This window comes from Guptibacillus spartinae, from assembly GCF_028610625.1.
Lineage (GTDB): Bacteria > Bacillota > Bacilli > Bacillales > Guptibacillaceae > Guptibacillus > Guptibacillus spartinae.
Window position 1 is genome coordinate 107,212 of the sequence record NZ_JAQQWU010000003.1, and the last position, 22,488, is coordinate 129,699.

Annotated in this window: 20 protein-coding genes; 18 read left to right on the plus strand and 2 right to left on the minus strand. The window is 42.4% G+C overall.

All coding sequences use genetic code 11. The annotated features are described in order from the left end of the window. Positions 1–9: 9 nt before the first annotated feature. Positions 10–459: a tripartite tricarboxylate transporter TctB family protein gene (locus PQ511_RS07245; protein ID WP_273851237.1), complete on the minus strand. Its 450-nt coding sequence runs from the start codon at positions 457–459 to the stop codon at positions 10–12. A 72-nt stretch (positions 460–531) separates the two neighbouring features. Continuing rightward, on the minus strand, positions 532–1,545 hold the full coding sequence (locus PQ511_RS07250) for a tripartite tricarboxylate transporter substrate binding protein (protein WP_273851238.1): 1,014 nt from the start codon (positions 1,543–1,545) through the stop codon (positions 532–534). A 421-nt stretch (positions 1,546–1,966) separates the two neighbouring features. Here PQ511_RS07250 and PQ511_RS07255 point away from each other — a divergent pair, with 421 nt between their 5' ends. The 18 genes from PQ511_RS07255 to PQ511_RS07340 all read left to right on the plus strand — a co-directional run bounded on the left by PQ511_RS07255 (position 1,967) and on the right by PQ511_RS07340 (position 22,475). Further along, a complete protein-coding gene (locus tag PQ511_RS07255; RefSeq protein ID WP_273851239.1) occupies positions 1,967–3,646 on the plus strand; it encodes a serine hydrolase domain-containing protein in 1,680 nt (559 codons plus the stop codon). Between the two features lie 24 nt (positions 3,647–3,670). Continuing rightward, the gene (locus PQ511_RS07260; protein WP_420541668.1) at positions 3,671–5,752 is read left to right on the plus strand and encodes a glycoside hydrolase family 3 N-terminal domain-containing protein; all 2,082 of its coding nucleotides are present in this window, start codon (positions 3,671–3,673) and stop codon (positions 5,750–5,752) included. A gap of 55 nt (positions 5,753–5,807) precedes the next feature. Next, a complete protein-coding gene (locus PQ511_RS07265) occupies positions 5,808–7,091 on the plus strand; it encodes an exo-beta-N-acetylmuramidase NamZ family protein (protein ID WP_273851240.1) in 1,284 nt (427 codons plus the stop codon). Positions 7,092–7,334: 243 nt separating this feature from the next. After that, the gene (locus PQ511_RS07270; protein ID WP_273851241.1) at positions 7,335–8,735 is read left to right on the plus strand and encodes a PTS transporter subunit EIIC; all 1,401 of its coding nucleotides are present in this window, start codon (positions 7,335–7,337) and stop codon (positions 8,733–8,735) included. 14 nt (positions 8,736–8,749) lie between these two features. Further along, positions 8,750–9,814, plus strand: coding sequence for a DUF871 domain-containing protein (locus PQ511_RS07275; protein ID WP_273851242.1), 1,065 nt, complete (start codon positions 8,750–8,752; stop codon positions 9,812–9,814). 4 nt (positions 9,815–9,818) lie between these two features. Continuing rightward, positions 9,819–10,724 (plus strand): N-acetylmuramic acid 6-phosphate etherase, encoded by a 906-nt coding sequence (gene murQ / locus PQ511_RS07280; protein ID WP_273851243.1) that lies wholly within the window; start codon positions 9,819–9,821, stop codon positions 10,722–10,724. Positions 10,725–10,784: 60 nt separating this feature from the next. Further along, complete coding sequence (locus tag PQ511_RS07285; RefSeq protein ID WP_273851244.1) at positions 10,785–11,636, plus strand: MurR/RpiR family transcriptional regulator; 852 nt, start codon at positions 10,785–10,787, stop codon at positions 11,634–11,636. Further along, positions 11,629–12,645 (plus strand): serine hydrolase domain-containing protein, encoded by a 1,017-nt coding sequence (locus PQ511_RS07290; RefSeq protein WP_273851245.1) that lies wholly within the window; start codon positions 11,629–11,631, stop codon positions 12,643–12,645. Before PQ511_RS07285 ends, PQ511_RS07290 begins: the two co-directional genes overlap by 8 nt. A gap of 25 nt (positions 12,646–12,670) precedes the next feature. Further along, positions 12,671–13,942: an ABC transporter substrate-binding protein gene (locus PQ511_RS07295; protein ID WP_420541672.1), complete on the plus strand. Its 1,272-nt coding sequence runs from the start codon at positions 12,671–12,673 to the stop codon at positions 13,940–13,942. Between the two features lie 12 nt (positions 13,943–13,954). Beyond that, positions 13,955–14,911, plus strand: coding sequence for a carbohydrate ABC transporter permease (locus PQ511_RS07300; RefSeq protein WP_273851247.1), 957 nt, complete (start codon positions 13,955–13,957; stop codon positions 14,909–14,911). Positions 14,912–14,923: 12 nt separating this feature from the next. After that, positions 14,924–15,748, plus strand: coding sequence for a carbohydrate ABC transporter permease (locus PQ511_RS07305; protein ID WP_273851248.1), 825 nt, complete (start codon positions 14,924–14,926; stop codon positions 15,746–15,748). Next, entirely contained in the window at positions 15,735–16,700 is a 966-nt protein-coding gene (locus PQ511_RS07310; protein WP_273851249.1) for an N-acetylglucosamine kinase, read from the plus strand. Before PQ511_RS07305 ends, PQ511_RS07310 begins: the two co-directional genes overlap by 14 nt. Before the next feature lie 15 nt (positions 16,701–16,715). Then, a complete protein-coding gene (gene murQ / locus PQ511_RS07315; RefSeq protein WP_273851250.1) occupies positions 16,716–17,621 on the plus strand; it encodes an N-acetylmuramic acid 6-phosphate etherase in 906 nt (301 codons plus the stop codon). 146 nt (positions 17,622–17,767) lie between these two features. Then, positions 17,768–17,899, plus strand: a complete 132-nt coding sequence (locus PQ511_RS07320; RefSeq protein ID WP_273851251.1) for a paeninodin family lasso peptide — start codon at positions 17,768–17,770, stop codon at positions 17,897–17,899. Between the two features lie 60 nt (positions 17,900–17,959). Then, the gene (locus PQ511_RS07325; RefSeq protein ID WP_273851252.1) at positions 17,960–18,604 is read left to right on the plus strand and encodes a hypothetical protein; all 645 of its coding nucleotides are present in this window, start codon (positions 17,960–17,962) and stop codon (positions 18,602–18,604) included. A gap of 299 nt (positions 18,605–18,903) precedes the next feature. Next, complete coding sequence (locus tag PQ511_RS07330) at positions 18,904–19,638, plus strand: YveK family protein (protein ID WP_273851253.1); 735 nt, start codon at positions 18,904–18,906, stop codon at positions 19,636–19,638. Continuing rightward, entirely contained in the window at positions 19,616–20,281 is a 666-nt protein-coding gene (locus PQ511_RS07335) for a CpsD/CapB family tyrosine-protein kinase (RefSeq protein WP_273851254.1), read from the plus strand. Before PQ511_RS07330 ends, PQ511_RS07335 begins: the two co-directional genes overlap by 23 nt. Positions 20,282–20,654: 373 nt before the next feature. Further along, the gene (locus tag PQ511_RS07340; protein WP_273851255.1) at positions 20,655–22,475 is read left to right on the plus strand and encodes a polysaccharide biosynthesis protein; all 1,821 of its coding nucleotides are present in this window, start codon (positions 20,655–20,657) and stop codon (positions 22,473–22,475) included. Positions 22,476–22,488: the final 13 nt, after the last annotated feature.

The window sequence follows — 22,488 nt, forward strand, 5'->3', positions numbered from 1 at the left end:
TCCTCCTTTCTAAAAGGGAAGTATGCCCTGCGGTAAGTAGATTTGAAGTAGGTAGTTAAAAGAAAAATAAAGAACAAGGGTAAAGCCGATTGAAACAGCAGATAAGGTTTTCCATTTTGTATAACCTAGCATCCGTGACGTAAAGAGTAGAAAAAGAATGGTTACAACGACAAATCCTAAAAGTTCAAATAATAGAATATAGACGAAAATCAGACCTGCAACCGCAAGCAACATGAGTACTTCATCTTTCTTAAGATCACTTTTCTTCCGATCTTCTGTAGGATTTTGGATAAAAAGTAAGATCGAGAGGGCAGCAAGCAAAAATCCTAGCCCTTTCGGTAATGCGTCAGCATCTACGATCGAGTATGGGAAAGTTGGGATCTGAAAGCTCAGAACGAGATATAAAATTGAAATAAGTAATAGAACAATGGCTACTTTCCGTTCAACACTTCCTATCATGACAACACACCTGCCTTTTATTAGATACGAAAGATGAAAGGCCAGCCTGTGACTGACCTTTCGCTATCCTTTTTATTTTGCTAAGCCGACTTCTTTCAATAGTTCTTCCATTGTTTTGTATTCTTGATCAAGAAAATCTTTGAATTGATCACCAGACATAAAGTTATCATTCCAACCAAAGTTATCGCGCTGCGTTTTCCATTCCTCAGTTTCCATCATGTCTTTCACTGCTTGCTCATAAAATTTAGCTGCCGCAGGGTCCATATCTTTTGGTCCCATAATGCCTCTCCAGACGACAAATTCATCATCAATTCCTTGTTCCTTTAGCGTCGGAAACTCGGATACTGTTTCCCCTTCAAGAGGCTCAGGAGATGTAATGGCAAGAACTTTTACCTTACCAGCACGTGCTTGTTCAGTTGCTTCCGCAAGGCCAGTTGAATAGACATCGACTTTATTGCCAAGCAGCATGCTCATACCGCTTCCATCTTGCGCAGAAACGTATTTCAGTTGCTTAATATCAACGCCAGCAGCTTTTACTGCTTTCACAAAAGCCATATGATCCATGCTTCCAGGAGCAGAGTCTCCAACAACTGAGACCGCTTTTGGATCTTCTTTTAGCGCTTCAACAAGATCATTCATGTTGTCGTAGGGCGAATTGGCTGGAACAACAAATGCAGAGTAATCAGCGATGACACCTGCGATTGGTGTAAAATCATTATGAGCAAGTTTTGATTGCCCATTTAAAGGAACAAACAAGATTGGAGGCGAGGTAACGAAAAGAGTGTGATTGCCGCCTTTTTTGTTTACATACGACCAACCAACGGCACCGCCTCCACCAGGTTTGTTAGCGACAGCCATTCGCTTGTCAATAATGTTTTCTTTCTCCATCACTTTTGAGATCGTTCTTGCGGTTGTATCCCATCCGCCGCCGGCTCCTGCTGGTGCAATCATTTCAATCGGTTTATCAGGACTCCATTCTCCGCTTCCTTCTGCCGAACTTTCCACAGAACTTTCATTACTTCCACATGCGCTTAAAAGTAAGGCACTACCCAACAGTAAAGACATCACCATGTTCTTCTTTCTCATCACCTGTAAAACCCCTTTCGTTTATGTAATCGCTTTCAATTCGATAAACACACTATATCTAATGAAGTAAGGAAGCGTAAGAAAACGGAAATAAGGAAGGTTAGTTTCTTTTTGTGTATTTTGTTCATAAAGTTCACAGAGACCTCTTAAACAAACGTTTATTTAATGGTAAAAGCCTCATTTCTGAAATAAAGCTACATGCTTAATAAGATCAAGATGTTGTATTATTTCAAATTCCTTCTAATGACATAGGTATATTGCTATACAAATCGGGCAAAATTTCCTCTACTCATGACTTAAGTGGTATAGACGACTATAAAGGAAGAGGTTACGATTTGAATAGAATATTCTGAATGTTAATTCATTTAGAGAGGGAGGAGTCATTCATTTAGCTGCAATCATTAAAAAAGAGGAGGGCACTATGAAAAGAAAAACGCTGTCACTGCTTCTAACTACGGCACTTGGAACGTCACTTTTAGCTCCTGGATCAGGATTAGCTGCACCAGGTCCGACAATCGAAAAAGAAGGAAAGATTAACATGCATCAATCGAGAAAAGCTCACCCAAGGTTTTCCTGGGATAACCCTGGACCAACTTCTCCCGTTCTTCACCCTGGCTCAATTAAAGGAGCTGGCATGCGAGCAGAACCGCTTCACGAAATCGATGGTTTGCTGGAAAACGCCATTGATGAAAAGGTAATGCCTGGGGCAGTGGCTTTTGTCGCACGAAGAGGACATATCGTAAAGGAAGAAGCCTACGGTTATGCGGCCCAATACTCAGATGATGAATTTAACGAAATGGACAATCCAATTCCAATGAGCGAGGATACTATTTTTGATCTTGCTTCAATCAGCAAACTTTTCACTACAACAGCAGCGATGACGCTCTATGAGGATGGGGCTTTTCAACTTGATGACCCTGTCGCGAAGTACATTCCAGAATTTGCAGCGAACGGAAAAGAGAACGTCACCATCGAACAGCTCATGACACACACATCTGGATTTAAGCCTTGGATTCCGCTCTACACAATCGAAGGTAATCGAGAAGATCGTCTTCAATATGTTTTCAATTATCCACTTCAAGCAGACCCCGGTACCGAGTATACATACAGCGACCTCAACATGATTACCCTTGGTGCCCTAGTTGAACGGTGGTCGGGAATGCGTCTCGATGAGTATGTAAAACAGGAAATTACTGAGCCTCTAAAAATGCATGACACGATGTACAATCCACCAGCAGAGTTAAAAGAAAGAATCGCCGCAACAGAATACCAGCCGTGGACGAACCGTGGGCTTGTCTGGGGAGAAGTTCATGATGAAAGTGCCTGGTCACTCGACGGCGTTGCTGGTCATGCAGGAGTCTTTTCAACAGCATCGGACCTTGCGAAATTTGCTCATATGTTTTTGATGGAAGGACGTTACGGTGGAACGCGTATTCTTAAACCAGCGACCGTAAAACTTTTAACTGAAAACCGAATTCCTGAGTTTCCAGGAGATGACCATGGCCTGGGTTGGGAGCTCCAACAGGGTTGGTTCATGGATGCGTTATCTGAAAGCACGACGCTTGGCCATACCGGGTATACCGGAACGTCAATTGTGGTTAGTCCAACCAATCAAACGATTGCGATTCTCTTAACAAATCGCGTCCATCCTACTCGGGAGACAGTGTCAACTTCCCCAACGAGAAGGGAATTTGCAAGAAAAGTAGCCGACGCGATTCCAGTTGCGATGGATAAAAAGGCAGATCCGTGGTTTGCTGGTTATGGCAATAACGAGTCAAAACACTTAACGGCTGAAGTTGATGTAAAAGAAGCAACGACACTTTCGTTTGATACGTGGTATCAAATGGAGGAAGGCTATGATATAGGAACAGTTGAGGTTTCAGAGGATGGCGAGAAGTGGACTGAGGTAGCGTCACTAACTGGGGCGAGTGAAAGTTGGGAAAGAGAAGAAGTTACAATTCCGGCTGATACAACACAGATTCGATTTACTTATCATACAGACGGATCAACGAATAAGCGCGGATGGTACGTCGATGCAGCTAAGCTTGATCAAGAAAAAATCACATTCACAAGCAATGAATGGGTGAAGAGAGCTTATTAATTTTTAATAAACAGGAGGGGTAAAATGAAAGCACGAAAAATAGCTGTGGGGATATTAGCGTTTGTGATGATGTTTTCACAAATGTGGTTGCCAAAGGCTGGCGCAGAAGGTGCACCACAAATCATTTTAATGGAAAACGTTCCTGAAGTAAGCGCAGAGTTTGAAGGAGATACCATCACCCTTCATCCGCTTCACATTTATGAAGATGGTCATTTTATGAAAACAGATCAGAACCTAACGTGGAAGTCATCAAATAAAAATGTTGCGAAAGTAGATGAGGATGGGCAGGTTACCTTAACAGGAAAACATGGACGCACATTCATTCGGGTTTCTGATGGTGAAAACAGCGACCGCATTGCGATTGATTACAAGGTAAAGAAATCGCATAAAAAAGAGTCTGCTCCGGCGATCGTAAAGCAAAAAGGAAAGCAGTACAACTTAATTGAAAACGCGATTGAGGGCATGACGATGGAAGAAAAAGTTGGGCAAATGCTCATGCCGGATTACCGAAACTGGGATGGTCAGAATGTGACTGAGATGCTTCCAGAAATCGAAGCACAGATCAAACAGTACCATCTTGGTGGTGTGATTTTATTTCGAGAAAATGTCGTAACGACGGAACAAACAACAAAGCTTGTTGCGGATTATCAAGAGGCTTCTGAAAAATACGGCATGCTCATGACAATTGATCAGGAAGGCGGAATCGTTACGCGTCTTCAGTCTGGAACGGATATGCCTGGGAACATGGCGCTTGGCGCAACGCGTTCTCCTGAGCTTGCCAAAAACGTTGGACATGCGATTGGCGAAGAGCTTGCTTCACTTGGAATCAACATGAACTTTGCACCTGATATGGATGTGAACAACAATCCGGATAATCCTGTTATTGGCGTTCGTTCGTTTGGCGAAGATCCAGAGCTTGTTGCCGACCTCGGGATTGCTTATACAAAAGGACTTCAAGAAACAGGCGTAGCGGCAACAGCGAAGCATTTCCCTGGTCACGGCGATACGGCCGTTGACTCTCATCTAGGGCTTCCAGAAGTTCCTTATGACAAAGAGCGTCTCATGCAAGTAGAGCTCTATCCATTCCAACAGGCGATGGAAGCAGGAATTGACGCCATCATGACCGCCCACGTCACGTTTCCAAAAATCGATGATACAAAAGTGATTTCAAAGAAAGACGGCACTGAAATTTCGCTTCCTGCAACGCTCTCTCATAAAGTATTAACCGAATTAATGCGCGATGAGATGGGCTATGAGGGCGTCATTACAACAGATGCGATGAACATGGGCGCGATTCAAGATCATTTCGGATCGGTCGACGCTGCGATTCGCGCGGTAAAAGCAGGAACGGATATTGTTTTGATGCCGGTAGGTCTTCCGGAAGTGGCGGAAGGGCTATATGAAGCGGTGGAAACAGGTGATATTCCTGAGGATCGGATTGAAGCTTCCGTTGAAAGAATTTTAACATTAAAGGTGAACAGAGGCATCATCAAGTCTGAGAACCCTATTGATGTAGAAGACCAAATTGAAGAAGCCCTTCAGACGGTTGGTTCAGCTGAACATAAAGCGGTTGAGAAAGAAGCTGCTGACAAGTCGATTACACTAGTGAAAAATGAGAATGTTTTACCTCTTGATTCAAACAATGATGATCATGTTGTGGTGGTTGGCAGAAGTTTCGTATCTTCGCTAGGTGACGCCGTAAAAGTGCAGCATGAAAATACAACAGTGATTGAAGCAAATGCCAGCTACACGTTAACAGACGAACAGCGTGAAACGATTGCTTCCGCAGATCAAATTATTGTTGGAACGTATACGTACAGCGTGGGGACACGTTCGCCTGAACATCCACAAATGATGATGGTTAACGCCATTATGAATGAAACAGATGTACCGGTTATTGCAGTTGGAATACGGAATCCATACGACATTATGGCGTATCCGAACGTAGATAGCTATTTAACTCAGTATGGTTTTAGAACAGCTAGCTTTGAAGCCACAGCCGCCACTATTTTTGGTGATAATGCACCAACAGGAAAGCTACCGATTACGATTCCGGGGGAAAGCGGCGGCGTCCTTTATAACTTTGGGCATGGGTTAACGTACTAAGACTGTCGGGAAGAAGTTCTTCCCGATTCTTTAAAAAATGGGGAGGCGTTTTAACGTGAAAAAGTGGTTCGTTATGCTGTTAACAACGATTCTTGTTCTATCATCACTATCTGTCGCATTCGCTGATAACAACGGAAAAGGGCATGGCCGTGGCCATGGCCATGATCATGGTAAGCACAAAAAGAAGCTTGAACTTGGTGTGGAAGTCTTACTCGATGATCAAAAAGAACTGATTGAAGGCAAAAGCGTTGGGCTAATTACAAACCCAACAGGTGTGGATCAGGAACTGACAAGCATCGTTGATTTACTTCACAATGATGCTGACGTTGATTTAAAAGCTCTGTATGGCCCGGAGCATGGTGTTCGTGGTAGCGCACAGGCAGGAGAGTACGTGGAGTACTATATTGATGAGGAAACGGGGCTCCCCGTTTATAGTCTCTATGGATCTACTAAAAAACCGACTCCTGAAATGCTAGAAGGAATCGATGTGCTTCTATTCGACATTCAGGATGTGGGCACACGCTTCTACACGTATATTTATACGATGGCGTATGCGATGGAAGCGGCGGCAGAAAATGATATCGAGTTCATCGTTCTCGATCGCCCGAATCCTCTTGGTGGAGAAGCGGTAGAAGGACCAGTACTCAATGATGAGTATTCTTCATTTATTGGAAAATATGAAATACCCCTTCGCCATGGTATGACAGTTGGTGAGCTTGCATCACTTTTTAATGAAGAATTTGAAATTGGAGCAGATTTGACTGTTCTGGAGATGAAGCATTGGAAGCGGGACATGTATTATGATGACACCCCGCTAGAATGGGTGCTCCCTTCTCCCAATATGCCTACTCTTGACACAGCCCTTGTATACCCAGGTGCTGCCTTGATTGAAGGAACCAATGTATCTGAAGGTCGAGGAACAACAAAACCATTTGAATTAATTGGGGCTCCGTTTATTAACTCGACAGAGCTTGCCGATGAATTGAATCGTCTTGATCTTCAAGGAGTAGAATTCAGAGCTGCCTCATTCACGCCTTCTTTCTCAAAGCATGCGGGGAAACTGACTCACGGTGTGCAAATTCATGTAACGGATAAAGAAACGTTTGAGCCTGTTAAAATGGGACTTAGTCTTGTGAAAACCATTCATGATCTTTACCCAGAAGACTTCGAATTCCGTGCAGAAAACAGTGATGGCGTTTCGTTCTTTGATCTTCTCGTAGGAAACGGTTGGATTCGAGAAGCGATTGAAAATGGCGAAAGCGTCGAAGAAATGCAGCAGCAGTGGGAAGAAGATCTGGAAAATTTTAAAGAAGTAAGAGAAGAGTACTTGCTTTACTAAGGGTTGAAGAGCACTCGTGAATATGGCGAGTGCTTTTTTATGTAATAAAACTTCACGAAAACACTTACATTATTAAATAAAACTTGTTAAACTTAAATTATTAGAAAATTCAATACAAACGTCAGGAGAAGGGAGGATTACTTGTACATTAGGGAGCCAACTGATTACATAGCAAAAGATGTATGAAGAATTGAAGGATATGGAGACGTGTCATGAAATCATCAGAAGAAATGGGGAAAGCTTGTGAGAAAAGAAGAACGCTTAGCTAGTGAAATTTTACCTCTTCTCGGTGGACCATCGAATATTCAATCATTAACCAGTTGTATGACGAGACTTCGCGTAACGCCAATTGATTCGTTAAAAGTAGAACTCGACCAGTTAAAAGAAATTGACGGGGTACTCGGTGTGGTGGAGGCCGAAACGATCCAGGTCATTTTAGGACCGGGAATCGTGACGAAGGTAGCAGAAGAAGTTTCTAAGATGAGTGGCGTAGAAGCAGAGGATTTGGATGACGATGAGGATATCTTTGAAGGACTCGCAGCTCAAACGAAATCAGATCTGAAGCAAAAGAATGCAACGCCTTTTAAATTGTTCTTAAGAAAAATAGCGAGCATCTTTATTCCGCTCATTCCAGCGATCGTTGCATCGGGATTAATCGCTGGAATTACGAACATTGTCATTCGTTCAGGTGTCGATCCTGAAACGTCACTTGTATCCATTCTTAATTTTATTGGTTGGGGACTCTTTGGTTACCTTGGTATTTTCGTTGGGATTAACGCAGCAAAGGAATTCGGTGGGACCCCTGCATTAGGTGGGATTGCCGGCATTTTGATTATTAACCCGGCCCTTGCGGATATTACGCTCTTCGGTGAACAGCTCGTTCCTGGTCGCGGTGGTTTAGTCGGTGTCATGCTTGCTGCCTTTTTCATGGCTTGGACCGAGCGCCGTGTCCGTCGCTTTGTTCCTTCTTCACTAGATATTATCGTAACGCCAACGATTTCGGTGTTAATTACAGGATTTGCCACGTTAATCGTGCTTCAGCCGATCGGCGGATTTGTGTCAGATTTGATTACGAAAGGTTTGCTAGGATTGATTGACGCTGGTGGTATTTTCTCCGGACTTATTCTTGCGGGAACGTTCTTGCCACTTGTTGTAACGGGTCTCCATCAGGGACTAACGCCAGTTCATATGGAGTTAATTAACACAATTGGTGACGATCCACTGCTTCCAATTCTAGCAATGGGAGGCGCCGGTCAAGTTGGGGCAGCTTTCGCCATTTATTTTAAAACGAAAAATAAGAAGCTACGAAAAGTGATTAAAGCAGGATTACCCGTTGGAATTTTAGGTATTGGGGAGCCGTTGATCTTCGGTGTAACATTACCCCTCGGTCGCCCATTCGTCACAGCGTGTCTCGGGGCAGCGATCGGAGGCGCTTTTGCGGCATTCTTTAAAGTTGCTACCATCGCGATAGGCGTATCAGGCTTACCGCTCATTTTCCTAGTAAATTCAAATCAAATTCTTTATTACATTATTTCACTAGTCGTTGCGTACTTCTTTGGCTTTATCTTTACGTATCTCTTCGGATTTAAGGAAGAAATGACGGTGGCGATTGATAAAGGTGCATCAAAGTCTACTGCAGCATAGAGGGAGGTACCGACGTGCTCGGATTATCGATCTATCTTGGAAGTGATTGTGATATGGAAGGGAAGTTAAAAAAAGCACAGTCCTTTGGAATGAAGCTACTTTTCACTTCCTTACATATTCCAGAAGATGATCACTCCATCTATCAAATGCGATTAAAAGAGCTTGGTCGTTTGGCAAGAAAATATGAGTTGGAACTGGTGGCGGATATTTCGCCACAGTCTATCTCTTTTTTAGGAATTGAAAACTATGAAGAGCTAATAGAATGGGGCCTGACTGGGATTCGTCCTGACTATGGGTATACGGATGATTTGATCGTTTCGCTATCTCAAAAGATGAAGGTGGGGCTAAATGCGAGCATTGTAACAAAAGAGGAAATTGAGCGATGGAGCGAGATGGGGGTAAACACTAGCAATCTTGAAGCGTGGCACAACTATTATCCGCGCCCAGAAACGGGTCTTGAAGAAACTTTCTTCGCAGAACGAAATACAATGTTTCTCGAATATGGCATTCAAACAATGGCATTTATTCCAGGAGATAACCAGTTTAGAGGACCTATTTATTCAGGCCTGCCAACGCTTGAAAAGCACCGGAGCTTGCCCCCACACGTTGCCTGTGCTGAACTGCTTTACCGGTACAAAGTGGATCATGTACTCGTTGGGGATATTTCACTTAGCGATGAACAGATGGAAAAGCTTTCGCTACTTTCTGAGGGGATCATTCCACTTGATGTGGAAAATCCCGATCATCAGTTTGAAAGATTCCATGTCGCGGGGCGACATGAAAATCGCCCTGATCCTGCGCGCGATGTGATTCGATCAGTTGCTTCCCGGCGCTTTCAAGATCGTCCGGACCCATTGCCATCCGTAGAACGGAAAAGCGGGGCCGTGACGATTGATAATGTGAACTATGGTCGCTATGCTGGAGAAATCCAGCTAACAAAACGAACTCTACCAGCAGACGATCGAGTGAATGTGATAGGAAATGTGACTCAGAGTGATTTGCCACTTTTACAATGGATCGGGGCGTCACAGCCCTTTGACTTACGATTGAAAAATGATGCGACTCATGAAAGGAATTAGTGAAATGAATTTAACGAACATCCAGACAGAGCGAAGAAATCAACAAACACTTGAGATTGATCAGATGACAACGTATGAAATTCTTCACGTAATCAATGAAGAAGATCATGTAATACCAGAAGCCGTTAAAGCATCGCTCCCTGTCATTGAACAGCTCGTTGATCAGATTGTTGAAGCTTTTCAACAAGACGGTCGCTTAATTTACGTAGGTGCTGGAACGAGTGGAAGGCTTGGTGTGCTTGATGCTTCAGAATGTCCACCTACATTCGGCACTCCGTCTGAACAAGTGATCGGGGTTATTGCCGGAGGAGATCAGGCGCTACAATATGCTCTTGAAGGAGCAGAAGATGATGAAGATCAGGCCGTAGAGGATATGAAAAGGCTGAGCCTGACGACAAATGATGTCATTGTTGGCATCGCGGCAAGTGGAAGAACGCCTTATACAGTGGCGGCTATGGCGTACGCAAAAACGGTAGGAGCCACGGTTGGTGCGGTTACTTGTAGTCCGCATTCGAAAATGGAGGAAGTCGCTCATTACAGCATTGTCGCAAATGTAGGGCCAGAAGTGGTGACAGGCTCAACAAGATTGAAAGCAGGAACGGCTCAAAAGCTAGTGTTAAACATGCTGACAACGGCTTCCATGATAAAAATAGGAAAAGTATACAGCAATCTAATGGTCGATGTTGTGCCAACGAACCGAAAACTTGTGCAGCGCGGAAAGAACATTGTCGCTGAAATTGCAGGTGTACCAGTGGAAGAAGCGGAGAAATCGTTAGAAACTTACGGGTCGACGAAGGCGGCTATTCTTTCATTGTTAACAGGATTAACCGGAGAAAGTGTTCACGCTACGTTAGAAAAGTATGATGGTCATTTAAGGAAAGCGATTGAATCGACGGTTGTGCCAAGCTAGGTGGAGAGGATATGCTAAAATGAAATGATTGGAAATTTATAAGATAAAGGTGGGCTAGTTATGAACGGTGGCCTGATCAGTCTTCAGGAATCAATCACTTCATTAAAACCTTCAGAACGAAAAGTAGCGGAATATATCATTCATTATCCAGAAGAGGTCATTAATCTTTCCATTCAAAAGCTCTCGAAACGAACAGAGGTCAGTGAAGCGACCATTATTCGCCTTGCTCGTACGCTGAATTACAAAGGATTTCAAGAACTAAAGCTTCGTATTGCAGGTGATCTTGCGACAAAGCAAACGAGTAAGTCGTATCAAGAAATTTCGATTGACGGTACAGTTGATTCGTTTATTGAAAACGTATCAAATAACAACATTCAATCGATCAATGATACGATCTCGGTTCTTTCAAAAGAAGAAGTAGAGAAAGCGATCGCCGCACTTAGTCACGCACGCAAGATTGCGCTATTTGGAATCGGAGCTTCTGGCTTAATTGCACAGGACTTCAAGCAAAAGCTTTCCCGAATCAACCGCTGGTGTGAAGCAGCCGTTGATTATGATACGCAAGGTACGATTAGCGCGAATCTCGAGAAGCAAGATGTGGTTTTCGGTATCTCCTACTCAGGTCAGACGAACGACATTATTGAGTCGCTTAAAATCGCAAAGGATAACGGCGCCACCGTCATTTCGTTAACGAAATATGGCACGAATCCGGTATCCGATCTTGCTGATATTAAGCTTTTCACGAGCTCGCTTGAGAAAAGCATTCGAAGTGGTGCGATGAGCTCCCGTATTTCTCAGCTTAACGTGATTGATATTTTATACGTAGGCATGACGAGTCGAAACTACGAAGAAAGCGTAGCGGCGCTTGAACGCACCCGAAAAGCGGTAGAGGTTGCGAAAAAACATGATTGAAATTGACGCATATCTTCACAACCTTATTGACAAAAAGGAGCTCCCTGGCGCTGTTCTTCACGTTCAACACAAAGGGAGCACCGTTTTCCATCGCGCATACGGTGGCTTTATCGATTCGAACCATCACCCCCACACCATGAAAACCACAACGCGATTTGACCTTGCTTCTTTAACCAAAGTGATGGCAACCCTTCCGTCGATTTTGTGGCTTGTTGACAACACTTCTGTTGAACTTGACCATACCATTCATACCTACATCCCAGAGTTTTTACACCCAGAGATTACGATACGTCAGGCGCTTACCCATACGACAGGACTAGCAGCCGATCTTGTGCCATCCGTTCAACGTGATGACCAGCGTGATGTGTGGAACGAAGTCGTGAATGCTTCCCTTATTCATGAACCAGGCACAATCGTGAAATATAGCGATCTTGGAATGATTTTACTAGGGGGCGTCATTGAAAAAGTGACTGATCTTCCGCTTTCCACTTTTGCAGAAAGAACGCTCTATCATCCGTGGGGGTTAACACAAACCAATTTTCATCCAGATCAACCGTTAAAAATTTCTTCCACAGAGTGGGCGAAAGACCGTTATTTGCAAGGAGAAGTGCACGACGAAAAGGCGTTCCATCTAGGCGGCAGCGGCAGTGCTGGGCTCTTTTCTACTGCGAATGATGTTGGGAAATTTGGCTCTTATTTTCTTTACCCTGAAAAGCAAGCGGTGCTCACACAAGCGCTCATGAGAAAAGCACGAAATCACGTAGCTGAAAACCGTGGCCTTGGATTTGAAGTGTGGAGCGGAAAAGGCACTACTTTATCATGTGGAGGGGGGTGGTCAGAAGGAAGCTTCGGCCACACAGGTTTTACGGGAACGAGTTTATGGATTGATCCGCACGAAGAACTGATCGTCACCTTTTTAACAAACGTCGTTCAGTATGGGAGAAAACACAACATGAAGCACATTCGGCCTCATCTTCATTCCATGATTCACGCTTATTTTACTAACTAAACAAGGGGGAAAAATGATGAACAAAATGAAAGCGTTTACTTTAACGGGGTTCTTGGCGTTTATTTTAGTCTTATCGGCATGTAGCTCAGAAAGCGGGGGGAATTCAGGGGATTCTGAAGCTGGTGAAGACAGCGTGACGCTAACGATTGGAAGCTGGCGAACAGAAGATAAAGCAAGCTATCAAAAAATCATCGACAAATTTAATGAAGAAAACCCGGACATTAACGTTGAATTCAAGCCTTCAAAAAACACGGAATATAACACGCTTTTGAACACAGCACTGAAAAGCGGGGAAGGACCTGATATTATTCACCTTCGTCCTTATACGCCCGGGATCGAGCTTGCGGATGCAGGATATCTTGAGCCGCTTGATGATCTAGAAGGACTCGATCAATATCCAGAAGAAACGCTTGCCGCTTCAAAAGGATCGGATGATAAGCAGTACGGTGTGCCGCTTAATATGAGTACGACGCAAATGTTTTATAACAAGAAGATGTTTGAAGAGATGGGTCTTGAAGAACCCAAAACGTGGGATGAGTTTATCGCTTTAAATGAAAAAATTAAGAAAGAAGGCGTGACACCAATCGCACTAGGGACAAAAGAAGGCTGGCTCCTATCATTATCACATGGCATCATTGGCCCTGCTCAGTATGGTGGCAATGAATTTGTTGATCAAATTACAGCGGGCGAGACCGATTTTACAAGCGATGAATTTCAAAGCTCGATTGAGGCAATGGATGAGCTAAAACAGTTTTTCCCTGAAAACTACGAGGGGCTTGGTATGGAAGATATCCGTACAATGTTCTTTACAGGGGACGCGGCGATGTTCCCGCTTGGAAGCTGGGAAATTGAAGTGTTACGAGAAATGAATCCTGATCTTGACCTTGGTTTCTTCCCGATGCCATCTGCCGTTGGAAAAGAACCGACAATTACAACATGGGTGGATGGTTCTTATGCGGTCAATGCAAGCTCTGAGCACAAAGATGCTGCGAAGAAATTCCTTCAATTCATGACTACGGAAGAGTTTGGCACGTTGTTCACAGAAGAATTTAAGATGATTAGCGCGATTCCAGGAATTGAGTCGGAGGATGAGCTTGTGAATGCGCTCGGAAAAGCTGCAGAAGAGCAGTCGACACCTTACTTGATGCTCGTTCACTTTGCAGGCGGTAACCCATCTACGAAAGCGACAATTGAAACGGAGCTTCAAGGCATGTACCTTGGTGAACGTACGCCGGAAGAAGTAGCGAAGGCCGTTCAAGAAAGCGCACAGTCCTGGTATGAGCCACTACAGAAATAAGGGGCGGAGAATATGAAACCAGCTACGAATCCAAATTCAGTTGTCAAAATGAAGAAGGAGAGGAATTGGAAAAGGTGGACCATCCACCTTTTTCCTATTCCTGCCCTATTGATTTATGGGCTTTTCATCGTTTATCCATTATTCGCAGCGCTAACGTACAGTTTCTTTGATTGGAAAGGGATTGTGCGCGGCGAATTTGTTGGGTTAAAGAACTTCAAAGATCTCTTTACACTCGAGCCGTTTTCAGGACTGTTCTGGGGAGCTTTTGGCCACAACATTCTTTATTTTGTGCTACAGATGATCTTCCAGAACGGTCTTGCTTTTATTCTGGCTTATATTATTTATAAAAAGGTAAAAGGATCAGAGTTTCTTAAAATTGCTTATTTCCTGCCAAGGCTTTTATCCGTGATCGTTGTCGGATTTTTATGGAAGCTGATTTTAAATCCAAACTACGGGGCTCTAAATGTCATTCTTGAGAAGCTAGGGTTGGAGCAGCTTCAAAAAGCGTGGCTCGGTGATCCAGATACAGCGCTTATTTCCATTATTCTCGTCAACTGCTGGTATGGCATCGGATTCGGCGTGCTCATTTTTCTTGCGGGTCTTCAATCGATACCAAAGGAACTGTTTGAAGCAGGGAAGCTCGACGGGGCAGATGGCCTTTCGATGATTCGAAAAATTGTTCTTCCGTTAATGGTTCCTTCCTTTATGATCATGACGGTGCTTACGTTTATTCAATCGTTCGAAGCGTTCGAACTTGTCTACGCGATGCAGGGATCGCAAGGAGAACCTTATCATTCGACGGATACGCTTGCAATTTACTTTTATCGCCTTGCATTTGGCGGATCTGCAGGAGGCTCAACGACAGCTGTCGGATTAGGATCAGCACTTGCGGTTGTGCTCTTTCTCTTTATCTCATTCTTTACCGCACTTTATTTACGCTACATGCAGAAAAAACAAGTGGACATGTAAGGAGGCGAACTGATGAACCATACGATCTGGACGAGACCGTTTTACTATGTATTTGCTTTTCTGATCGCAACGATCAGCATTTATCCCATTCTCTTAATGATTCTCTCGTCTTTTAAAACGAGTGCGGAGATCTTCACAAGCCCCCTCTCACTACCTAAGACGTTCAACCTTGATACGTATCGGAACTTACTTGAGATGATTCCGTTTACGACGTATTTTATGAATAGCGTGTTTGTGAGCGTGATTTCGGTTCTGTTGATACTGATCACATCATCACTTGCCGCTTTCTATATCGCACGTTTTACGTTTGTTTGGAATAACATCATTTTCTTTTTCTTTCTCATGGGGATGATGCTTCCAATCAAACTAGGGATCGTGCCTTTGTTTATTTTAATGAAAGATTTGAACCTATTAAACTCCTTATGGTCGCTGATTTTTATGTATGTGGCGACGGGGATCCCACTCTCGATTTTGATCTTAACCGGTTTCTTCCGAACAATGCCGCGAGAACTTGAAGAAGCGGCACGAATTGATGGAGCTGGAAACCTGCGTATTCTATGGAATGTCGTGCTTCCTCTCATGCGTCCTGCGCTCGGAACCGTCATGATCATTCAGTTTATCCAGTCTTGGAACGACTTCTTTTTCCCGCTTATTTTTATTACAGATGATCTGAAAAAAACGATTCCCGTGGGCATGCTTTCCTTATTCGGAGAATACTCTGCAGATTGGGGAGCGCTTTTTGCAGGATTGACGCTAGCCTCCTTGCCAATGATCGTGCTTTTCTTCATCGCTTCGAAACAATTTATGGAGGGGCTGACACAAGGTGCCATCAAATAAAAAAGTATATATGGGTATAGACGGCGGTGGCACGAAGACAGTCGGCCTGATTTGTAATCAGGATGGGGTCATCCTATCAAAAAGTGTTGCGGGGTCGACGAATATCAAGTCGCGCCCAGAAGAAGAAGTGCGAACGGCAATTCATCAGGTGATTTCGGAATTAATGTCTGGGGTAAAAGAGGGCGAGCTTAGCGGGGTATTTGTTTCAACTGCGGGTGGCGATCGTGAAGAAGATCAGCTGCGCTGGAAGCATTGGTTGATGGAGGTCCTGCCAGGATTTACAGGAGGACTTGAGGTTCAAAATGATGCGTACGGGGCGATGGCAAGCGGAACCTATTCCATGGAAGGAACGGTTTTGATCGCAGGAACGGGATCGATTGCTTATTCCTTAGATGTTAGAGGTTCAAGGCGAGTAGGTGGCTGGGGCTATTTGTTTGGTGATGAAGGAAGCGGTTATGAGATTGGACAGCATGCGCTTCGAACTGTTGCGATGATGCATGACGGGAGGGCGAACGTCGATGAAGCTTTTTGTAGAGAAGTCCTGTCCTTGTTAACGTTAAAAAGTGCCCCCGAGATGATTACGGCGATTTATGAGGCTCCCTATGCGCGTATGAAAATCGCTTCGGTAGCTGAGGTGGTGATCACCCTTGCGGAGAAGGAAAATCCAACAGCTATGGATCTCGTTCAGCAAGCTTTTCAGAAATTGAACGAATTAATTGAGGCCATTGAGGTTCGGAGTGGAAGGCTTGTGGTTTGTGGAGGGTTGATGGAGTCGCCTTTTTTCCGGAAGGGGTTTCTTGAGGAAGTGAGGAAAAATGGCATCAATGTATTTTTTCCAACCTTATCCCCAGCAGTAGGGGCTTGTATTTGCGCGCTGATTAGGAATGGAGAGCCGATCACGGAAGAACGAAAAGCAAATCTACAGTCGTCTTATCATGTGATGAGCGGCTAGCGGGGAGAGATGCAAATGAGTGATGAAAAAAAAGCAAAAACGGAAATGAGAAATGCGAAATCAGAGAATCTTCATCAGTTTTCAACGTTAGAGATTATTGAGCTTATGAATGAAGAAGATGCGAGTGTGGCTGGCGTTGTGAAAGCCGCTCTCCCCCAAATTGAGAAGGTGATCAATGAGGTTGTGACTGTAATCAGAAATGGCGGGAAACTCTTTTATTTCGGTGCGGGGACGAGCGGTCGTCTTGGTGTATTAGATGCCTCTGAGTGCCCGCCTACTTTTGGAGTAGCAGCGGATCTTGTAAATGGCGTTATCGCAGGAGGGGACCGGGCGCTTCGTTATCCCATTGAAGGAGCGGAAGACCGTCGGGAACTTGGTGCTGAAGATTTGCGGAAACATGTGAGTGAACGTGACATGGTGATTGGTCTTGCATCAAGTGGAAGAACGCCTTATGTGCTGGGTGCGATGGAAGCGGCGAATGAAATGGGGGTAAAGTCGGCAGGGATTTCCTGCAATACGAATGCTCCGCTATCAAAATTCGTTACATACGCGATTGAATTACCGGTCGGACCAGAAGTGGTAACAGGATCCACGCGCTTAAAAGCGGGAACGGCGCAGAAGATGGTGTTAAATATGATTACGACTGCTTCCATGGTTAAGCTCGGTAAAGTCTATCGGAATTTGATGGTCAATGTTCAAGCGTCGAATGAAAAGCTGCGGAAGCGCACGATTTCGATTATTCAGGAGTTGACGGGAGTTAGTGAGGGGGAAGCCGCGCGTTATAGTGAACAGGCGAAAGGGGATGCCAGGGTGGCGGTGCTGATGGTGTTGTTGAAAGTGGATGCGGGGGGAGCGAATGAATTGTTACAAAGTAAGAATGGAAATTTTGTGAATGTGATGGAGGATATCGTAAAGGATTAGGAGGTTTTCAAGGTTTCCTTAATGGGAACCTTTTTATTTGAAAATAGTAGTTGCTTAAATTGAATCAGTCATAGTAATATTTAACTACAATCGTTCGTTATAAAGTCCTAGATCTAACTTGTTAATATTGAAGGGAGGCGAAGAAATTGAAAAAAGAATGGAAAAAACCAACTTTAGAAAGTTTAGATGTCAAAATGACAATGAAATTTCATCATTACTATCCACCGAGTAATGATGACGATTGTGAACCGGACTTTCCAGGTTCATTAGACAGTTAAACTATTTCGTAGCCAATATTTTGAATGGCAATAGAGTATTGCAAGCTGGAGGACTTCAAGATGTTTGAAATTGTTACTTCTCCAAAACAACAACAAAAGTTTGAACAAACATGGGAATACTTTTGTAAATTATATAACTGGAAAAATGATCCTTACGCTAAAGATGGAGTAAGGTATAATCTGCTTATTTCACCAAGAAAAATAAGCAACCGTAAAACGATTGGCACAATTGAATTCATACCGTACTATCCAGGAAATCCAGAATCGACAGTAGAAGGCTCTGGGAGATATCAATTTTCAGAGTTAGATGCAGTTAAGTCAAATCCAGGGCGTATTTGGGAAATTGATAAGCTTTGTATCCATCAAGATTATCAAAACCAGGGGTATTTAAATGTATTTATGCATATCTTCTATGATCATGCTAGTAAATACCGTCCTAAATACTATATCGCTCTTATTGAGAAAAAGTTTTATCGTGCTCTACGAATTTCGTATGGTCTTTCAGTTGAACAAATAGGTGACCCATTTATAGGGCCAAATAACTCCTTACTTCCAGTTATTTTTAATATCGAGAACATGATGCAAGATCATGTTGAAGTAAGAAATAAATTAAACCTTATAGAATCCTCTAACAATGCTCAGAGAACAGTGACGAACACATCAAATTCTTTTCTGAAAAAAATTCTCGATAAAATCTGCTTTTAGTTTTAACGTATCTATATGGAACAAAAATAGTGGTGAATAACAAAGCAAATAACTAGAGTAGGAGACCTGGTTAGCCAAGGGTCTTCTTTTTCTATGTTTAGATGTTCAAGGTAATTAAGTAAATGATCGATTTGTCTGTTGACATGTTCTTTATATAGAACTAAAATAGTAAATAATCACAATTGTTAGAAAAAATATATTGGAGAGTTATTTTCTCGGTTAATGGAACTTTGGAGTAGGGTGTTCATTATAAAGAATATACGAATTTGAAATTAAAATCTATTAAAAAGGTGGGCCTTATGTCTAAATTTCAGTATGAAAATAACAGTAGTAGTTCTCCAGAAAAAGAAATTAATCTAAAAGAATATTTTGCCGTTATTAAATCTCGATTTTGGATTGTTATTGTTCTAGCAATTCTTACGACTGCGGGAGGATACTTTTACAGTCAATACACATACGTACCTCTATATGAGACTTCTACAAGAATAATCGTAGATACTGAAAATCAGGATATGAAGACATTAATGGTCATGATTAAGGACCCTATTATTATGGAGAAAGTTATAAAGGAATTAAAGTTAGAAACCACTGCAGAAGGAATGGCAAACCGAATTACCGTTGAACAAGTGGATGAATCTCGAGTGGTTCGAATCTCAGTTATTGATACAAATCCTGAAGCAGCTGTTGCCATTGCTAATGCAACTGCTAAAACATACAAAAGCGAAGTTGTAAAACTTCTTGATTTTAAAGAAGTACAATTGCTATCTGAGGCCAAAGTAAATCCATATCCTATTAACGAATCACAAAATAAAGTCGTATTGGCTGCTGCAGTATTCGGATTAGTTGCTGGAGTTGGTTTCATCTTCTTGTTGGATTCTTTGGATGGCACAGTAAGACGTGAAAGCGATATAGAAGCAATCCTTGGTGTCCCTGTCATTGGAAATGTTTCTAATATGAATAAAAAGAAATTTGTCTCAAAAAAAAGAAAAGCGAGAAGCTACGAGGTAAGGAGTGAGTCAGTTGATCTCAAGTAAAAAGGGACGAGCTACTTTAAAGAAACGAAATTTAATAACTCTTTCTCACTCAAATTCCATTATTTCAGACCAATTTCGTACCATTCGAACGAATATGCGTTTCTTAGCAAAAGAGAATGAGGAACGCGTTTTCCTTATTACTTCTCCTGGTGTTGGAGAAGGTAAATCAACGATGACAGCTAACCTGGCTGTTTCATTAGCGCAACAAAAAGAAAAAGTGCTTTTAATTGATGCCAACCTTCGCTCTCCAACTGTCGATCAAATATTTAAAGTTTCAAATGAAGTTGGTTTAACAGATGTGCTAACTTATAAAAAAAGTTTTCAAGATGCCGTTCATCATTCTGAAATAGGAAGATTAGAGATTCTTACAAGTGGTCACCGTGCAAGTAATCCTGCGGAGTTACTTGGAAACGAGATGATGAGAGAGTTACTAATGAAGGCTAGAGAAAAATATGATTTTGTTTTAGTAGACTCGCCTTCAGTTTTAACATCCACTGAAACAAGAATGCTTGCTAATATATGTGATGGTATTATTCTCGTTTTAAATAGAGGCAAAACAGATCTTGAGAATGCTGCAAAAGCAAGAAGAGTATTAGAATTGGCGCACGCTAACCTTATGGGGGCAATCATCAATAAGAAATAAGTATATGTTGATGTTCTTTATTAAGAATTTAATTATAACATAAAATCTGGCGATGCCTTCTTGCCATTATCAATGAAGGCACTCGGTCACACTGTGGGTTTACGAACCTTAGACGCTAGTCGTCGATGGTGTGGTGTGAGGATGGGTTAGATGCCCATTTTTATATTTAATTTAGTGTTCTTAATAAAGTTCTAAGTATGAGGTTTTGGAGAACCTCATACTTAGAACTTTATTCTTTAAGGGGCAATGCTTGTGAAACTAACGGAAGCTTATTTTAAATCGATTAAGAAGGCGAACAGGTTAAAGAGGATAGACTCATTGCTGTTTCAATTGAAAAAAAAGAATTTAATAAAGTAGTGAGGGGAGGAAAGACATGACCTACCGACAAAGGTTGCCTTTTTTCATTTTTATTGATTCATGTATCGTTTTAACTGCCATCTTCTTTAGTCAATTTCTAGTTGGTGCAACGATCCATGTAATCACCTTCTCAGTTATTTTAAGTTCAGCTGTTATCTTAATCAGTCATCATTTATTTTCATTTCGCTTTAACTTATATAAGAAAGTTTGGGAATACGCAAGTATAGGAGAGTTAGTCGTTATCCTTCAAACGGTTACCTTTTCTATTCTAATCGCTGCTATATTTCAACAATTTATTCTAAAGGAGATCTCATTTAGACTGTTGATGACTACATGGATTCTTCATTTACTATTCATAGGAGGGTCACGCTTTTGTTGGCGAATGTACCGTGACACAGTAATGAACAAACCGAATAGCAAACGAAATACTCTTATCGTTGGAGCTGGCTCAGCTGGAACGATGGTAGCAAGACAATTACTGAAAAACAATGATTCTGATCTTTCGCCAATCGGATTTATTGACGATGATCGACGGAAACAGAGTCTTGATGTTTATGGGATCCCCGTGCTAGGTGGAATCAATTTAATTGAAAAGAAAGTAAAAGACTATGATGTTCAGAATATTATTATCGCGATTCCATCCTTAAGTAAAAAAGAACTACAGAGAATTTTTCAAGAGTGCGCTAAAACGGAGGCGAAAACGCAAATACTTCCAATGCTTGAAGACCTTATGACTGGCAAAGTTGCAGTTAATCAATTTAGAGATGTGAAAGTTGAAGATTTACTTGGACGAGAGCCAGTTAAATTAGACATCGACATCATTTCAAACTCGATCACAAACAAAACTGTTCTAGTGACTGGAGCTGGTGGATCAATAGGGTCAGAAATTTGTAGGCAGATCTCACTTTTTCATCCAAAAACACTCATTCTTTTAGGACATGGCGAAAACAGCATCTATGCTATTGAATTAGAATTAAAAGAAGTCTTTCAAAATACGGACATTGAGTTTGTTACTGAAATTGCTGATGTGCAAGATGCAGGGAAAATGGTCACTGTGATGGGACTCTACCAGCCTGATGTTGTTTATCACGCGGCAGCTCACAAACACGTACCGTTAATGGAAAGGAACCCTGAGGAAGCTGTAAAGAATAATTTAATTGGAACCTTGAATGCTGCCAATGCAGCTAGTTGGAGTGGGGTTAAAACGTTTGTGATGATCTCCTCTGATAAAGCCGTTAATCCAACAAGTGTTATGGGAGCTACAAAGCGCTTGTCAGAAATGGTTGTACAAAATCTTGATCGAAAGAGTACTACTAAATTCGTTGCAGTAAGGTTTGGGAATGTTCTAGGAAGTCGTGGAAGTGTCATTCCGTTGTTTAAGAACCAAATTCAAAAAGGTGGTCCAATAACAGTTACTCATCCCGATATGATCCGATTCTTTATGACAATCCCTGAAGCATCCCGACTTGTCATTCAAGCAGGTTCACTGGCTGAAGGTGGAGAAATTTTTGTATTAGATATGGGCGAGCCAGTTAAAATCGTAGACTTGGCAAAGAACTTAATTAAACTATCAGGACATTCGGTTGATGATATCGGGATTGAATATAGCGGCATTCGTCCTGGAGAGAAGTTATATGAAGAGCTTCTTAATAAAGAAGAAGTGCATTCGGATCATGTTTATCCAAATATTTATGTTGGTAAGACGTCCGAGCTGTACTTAGAAGAAATCGAAGAGCTGATCGAGACTTTTTCTGATATGGAGAAAGAAGCGTTAAAGAATAGATTGTTGCAACTGGCTAATCATAAAGTAGTGTCGCAACCTCTGTTGTCAGGTTAATTCTTCAGCACAA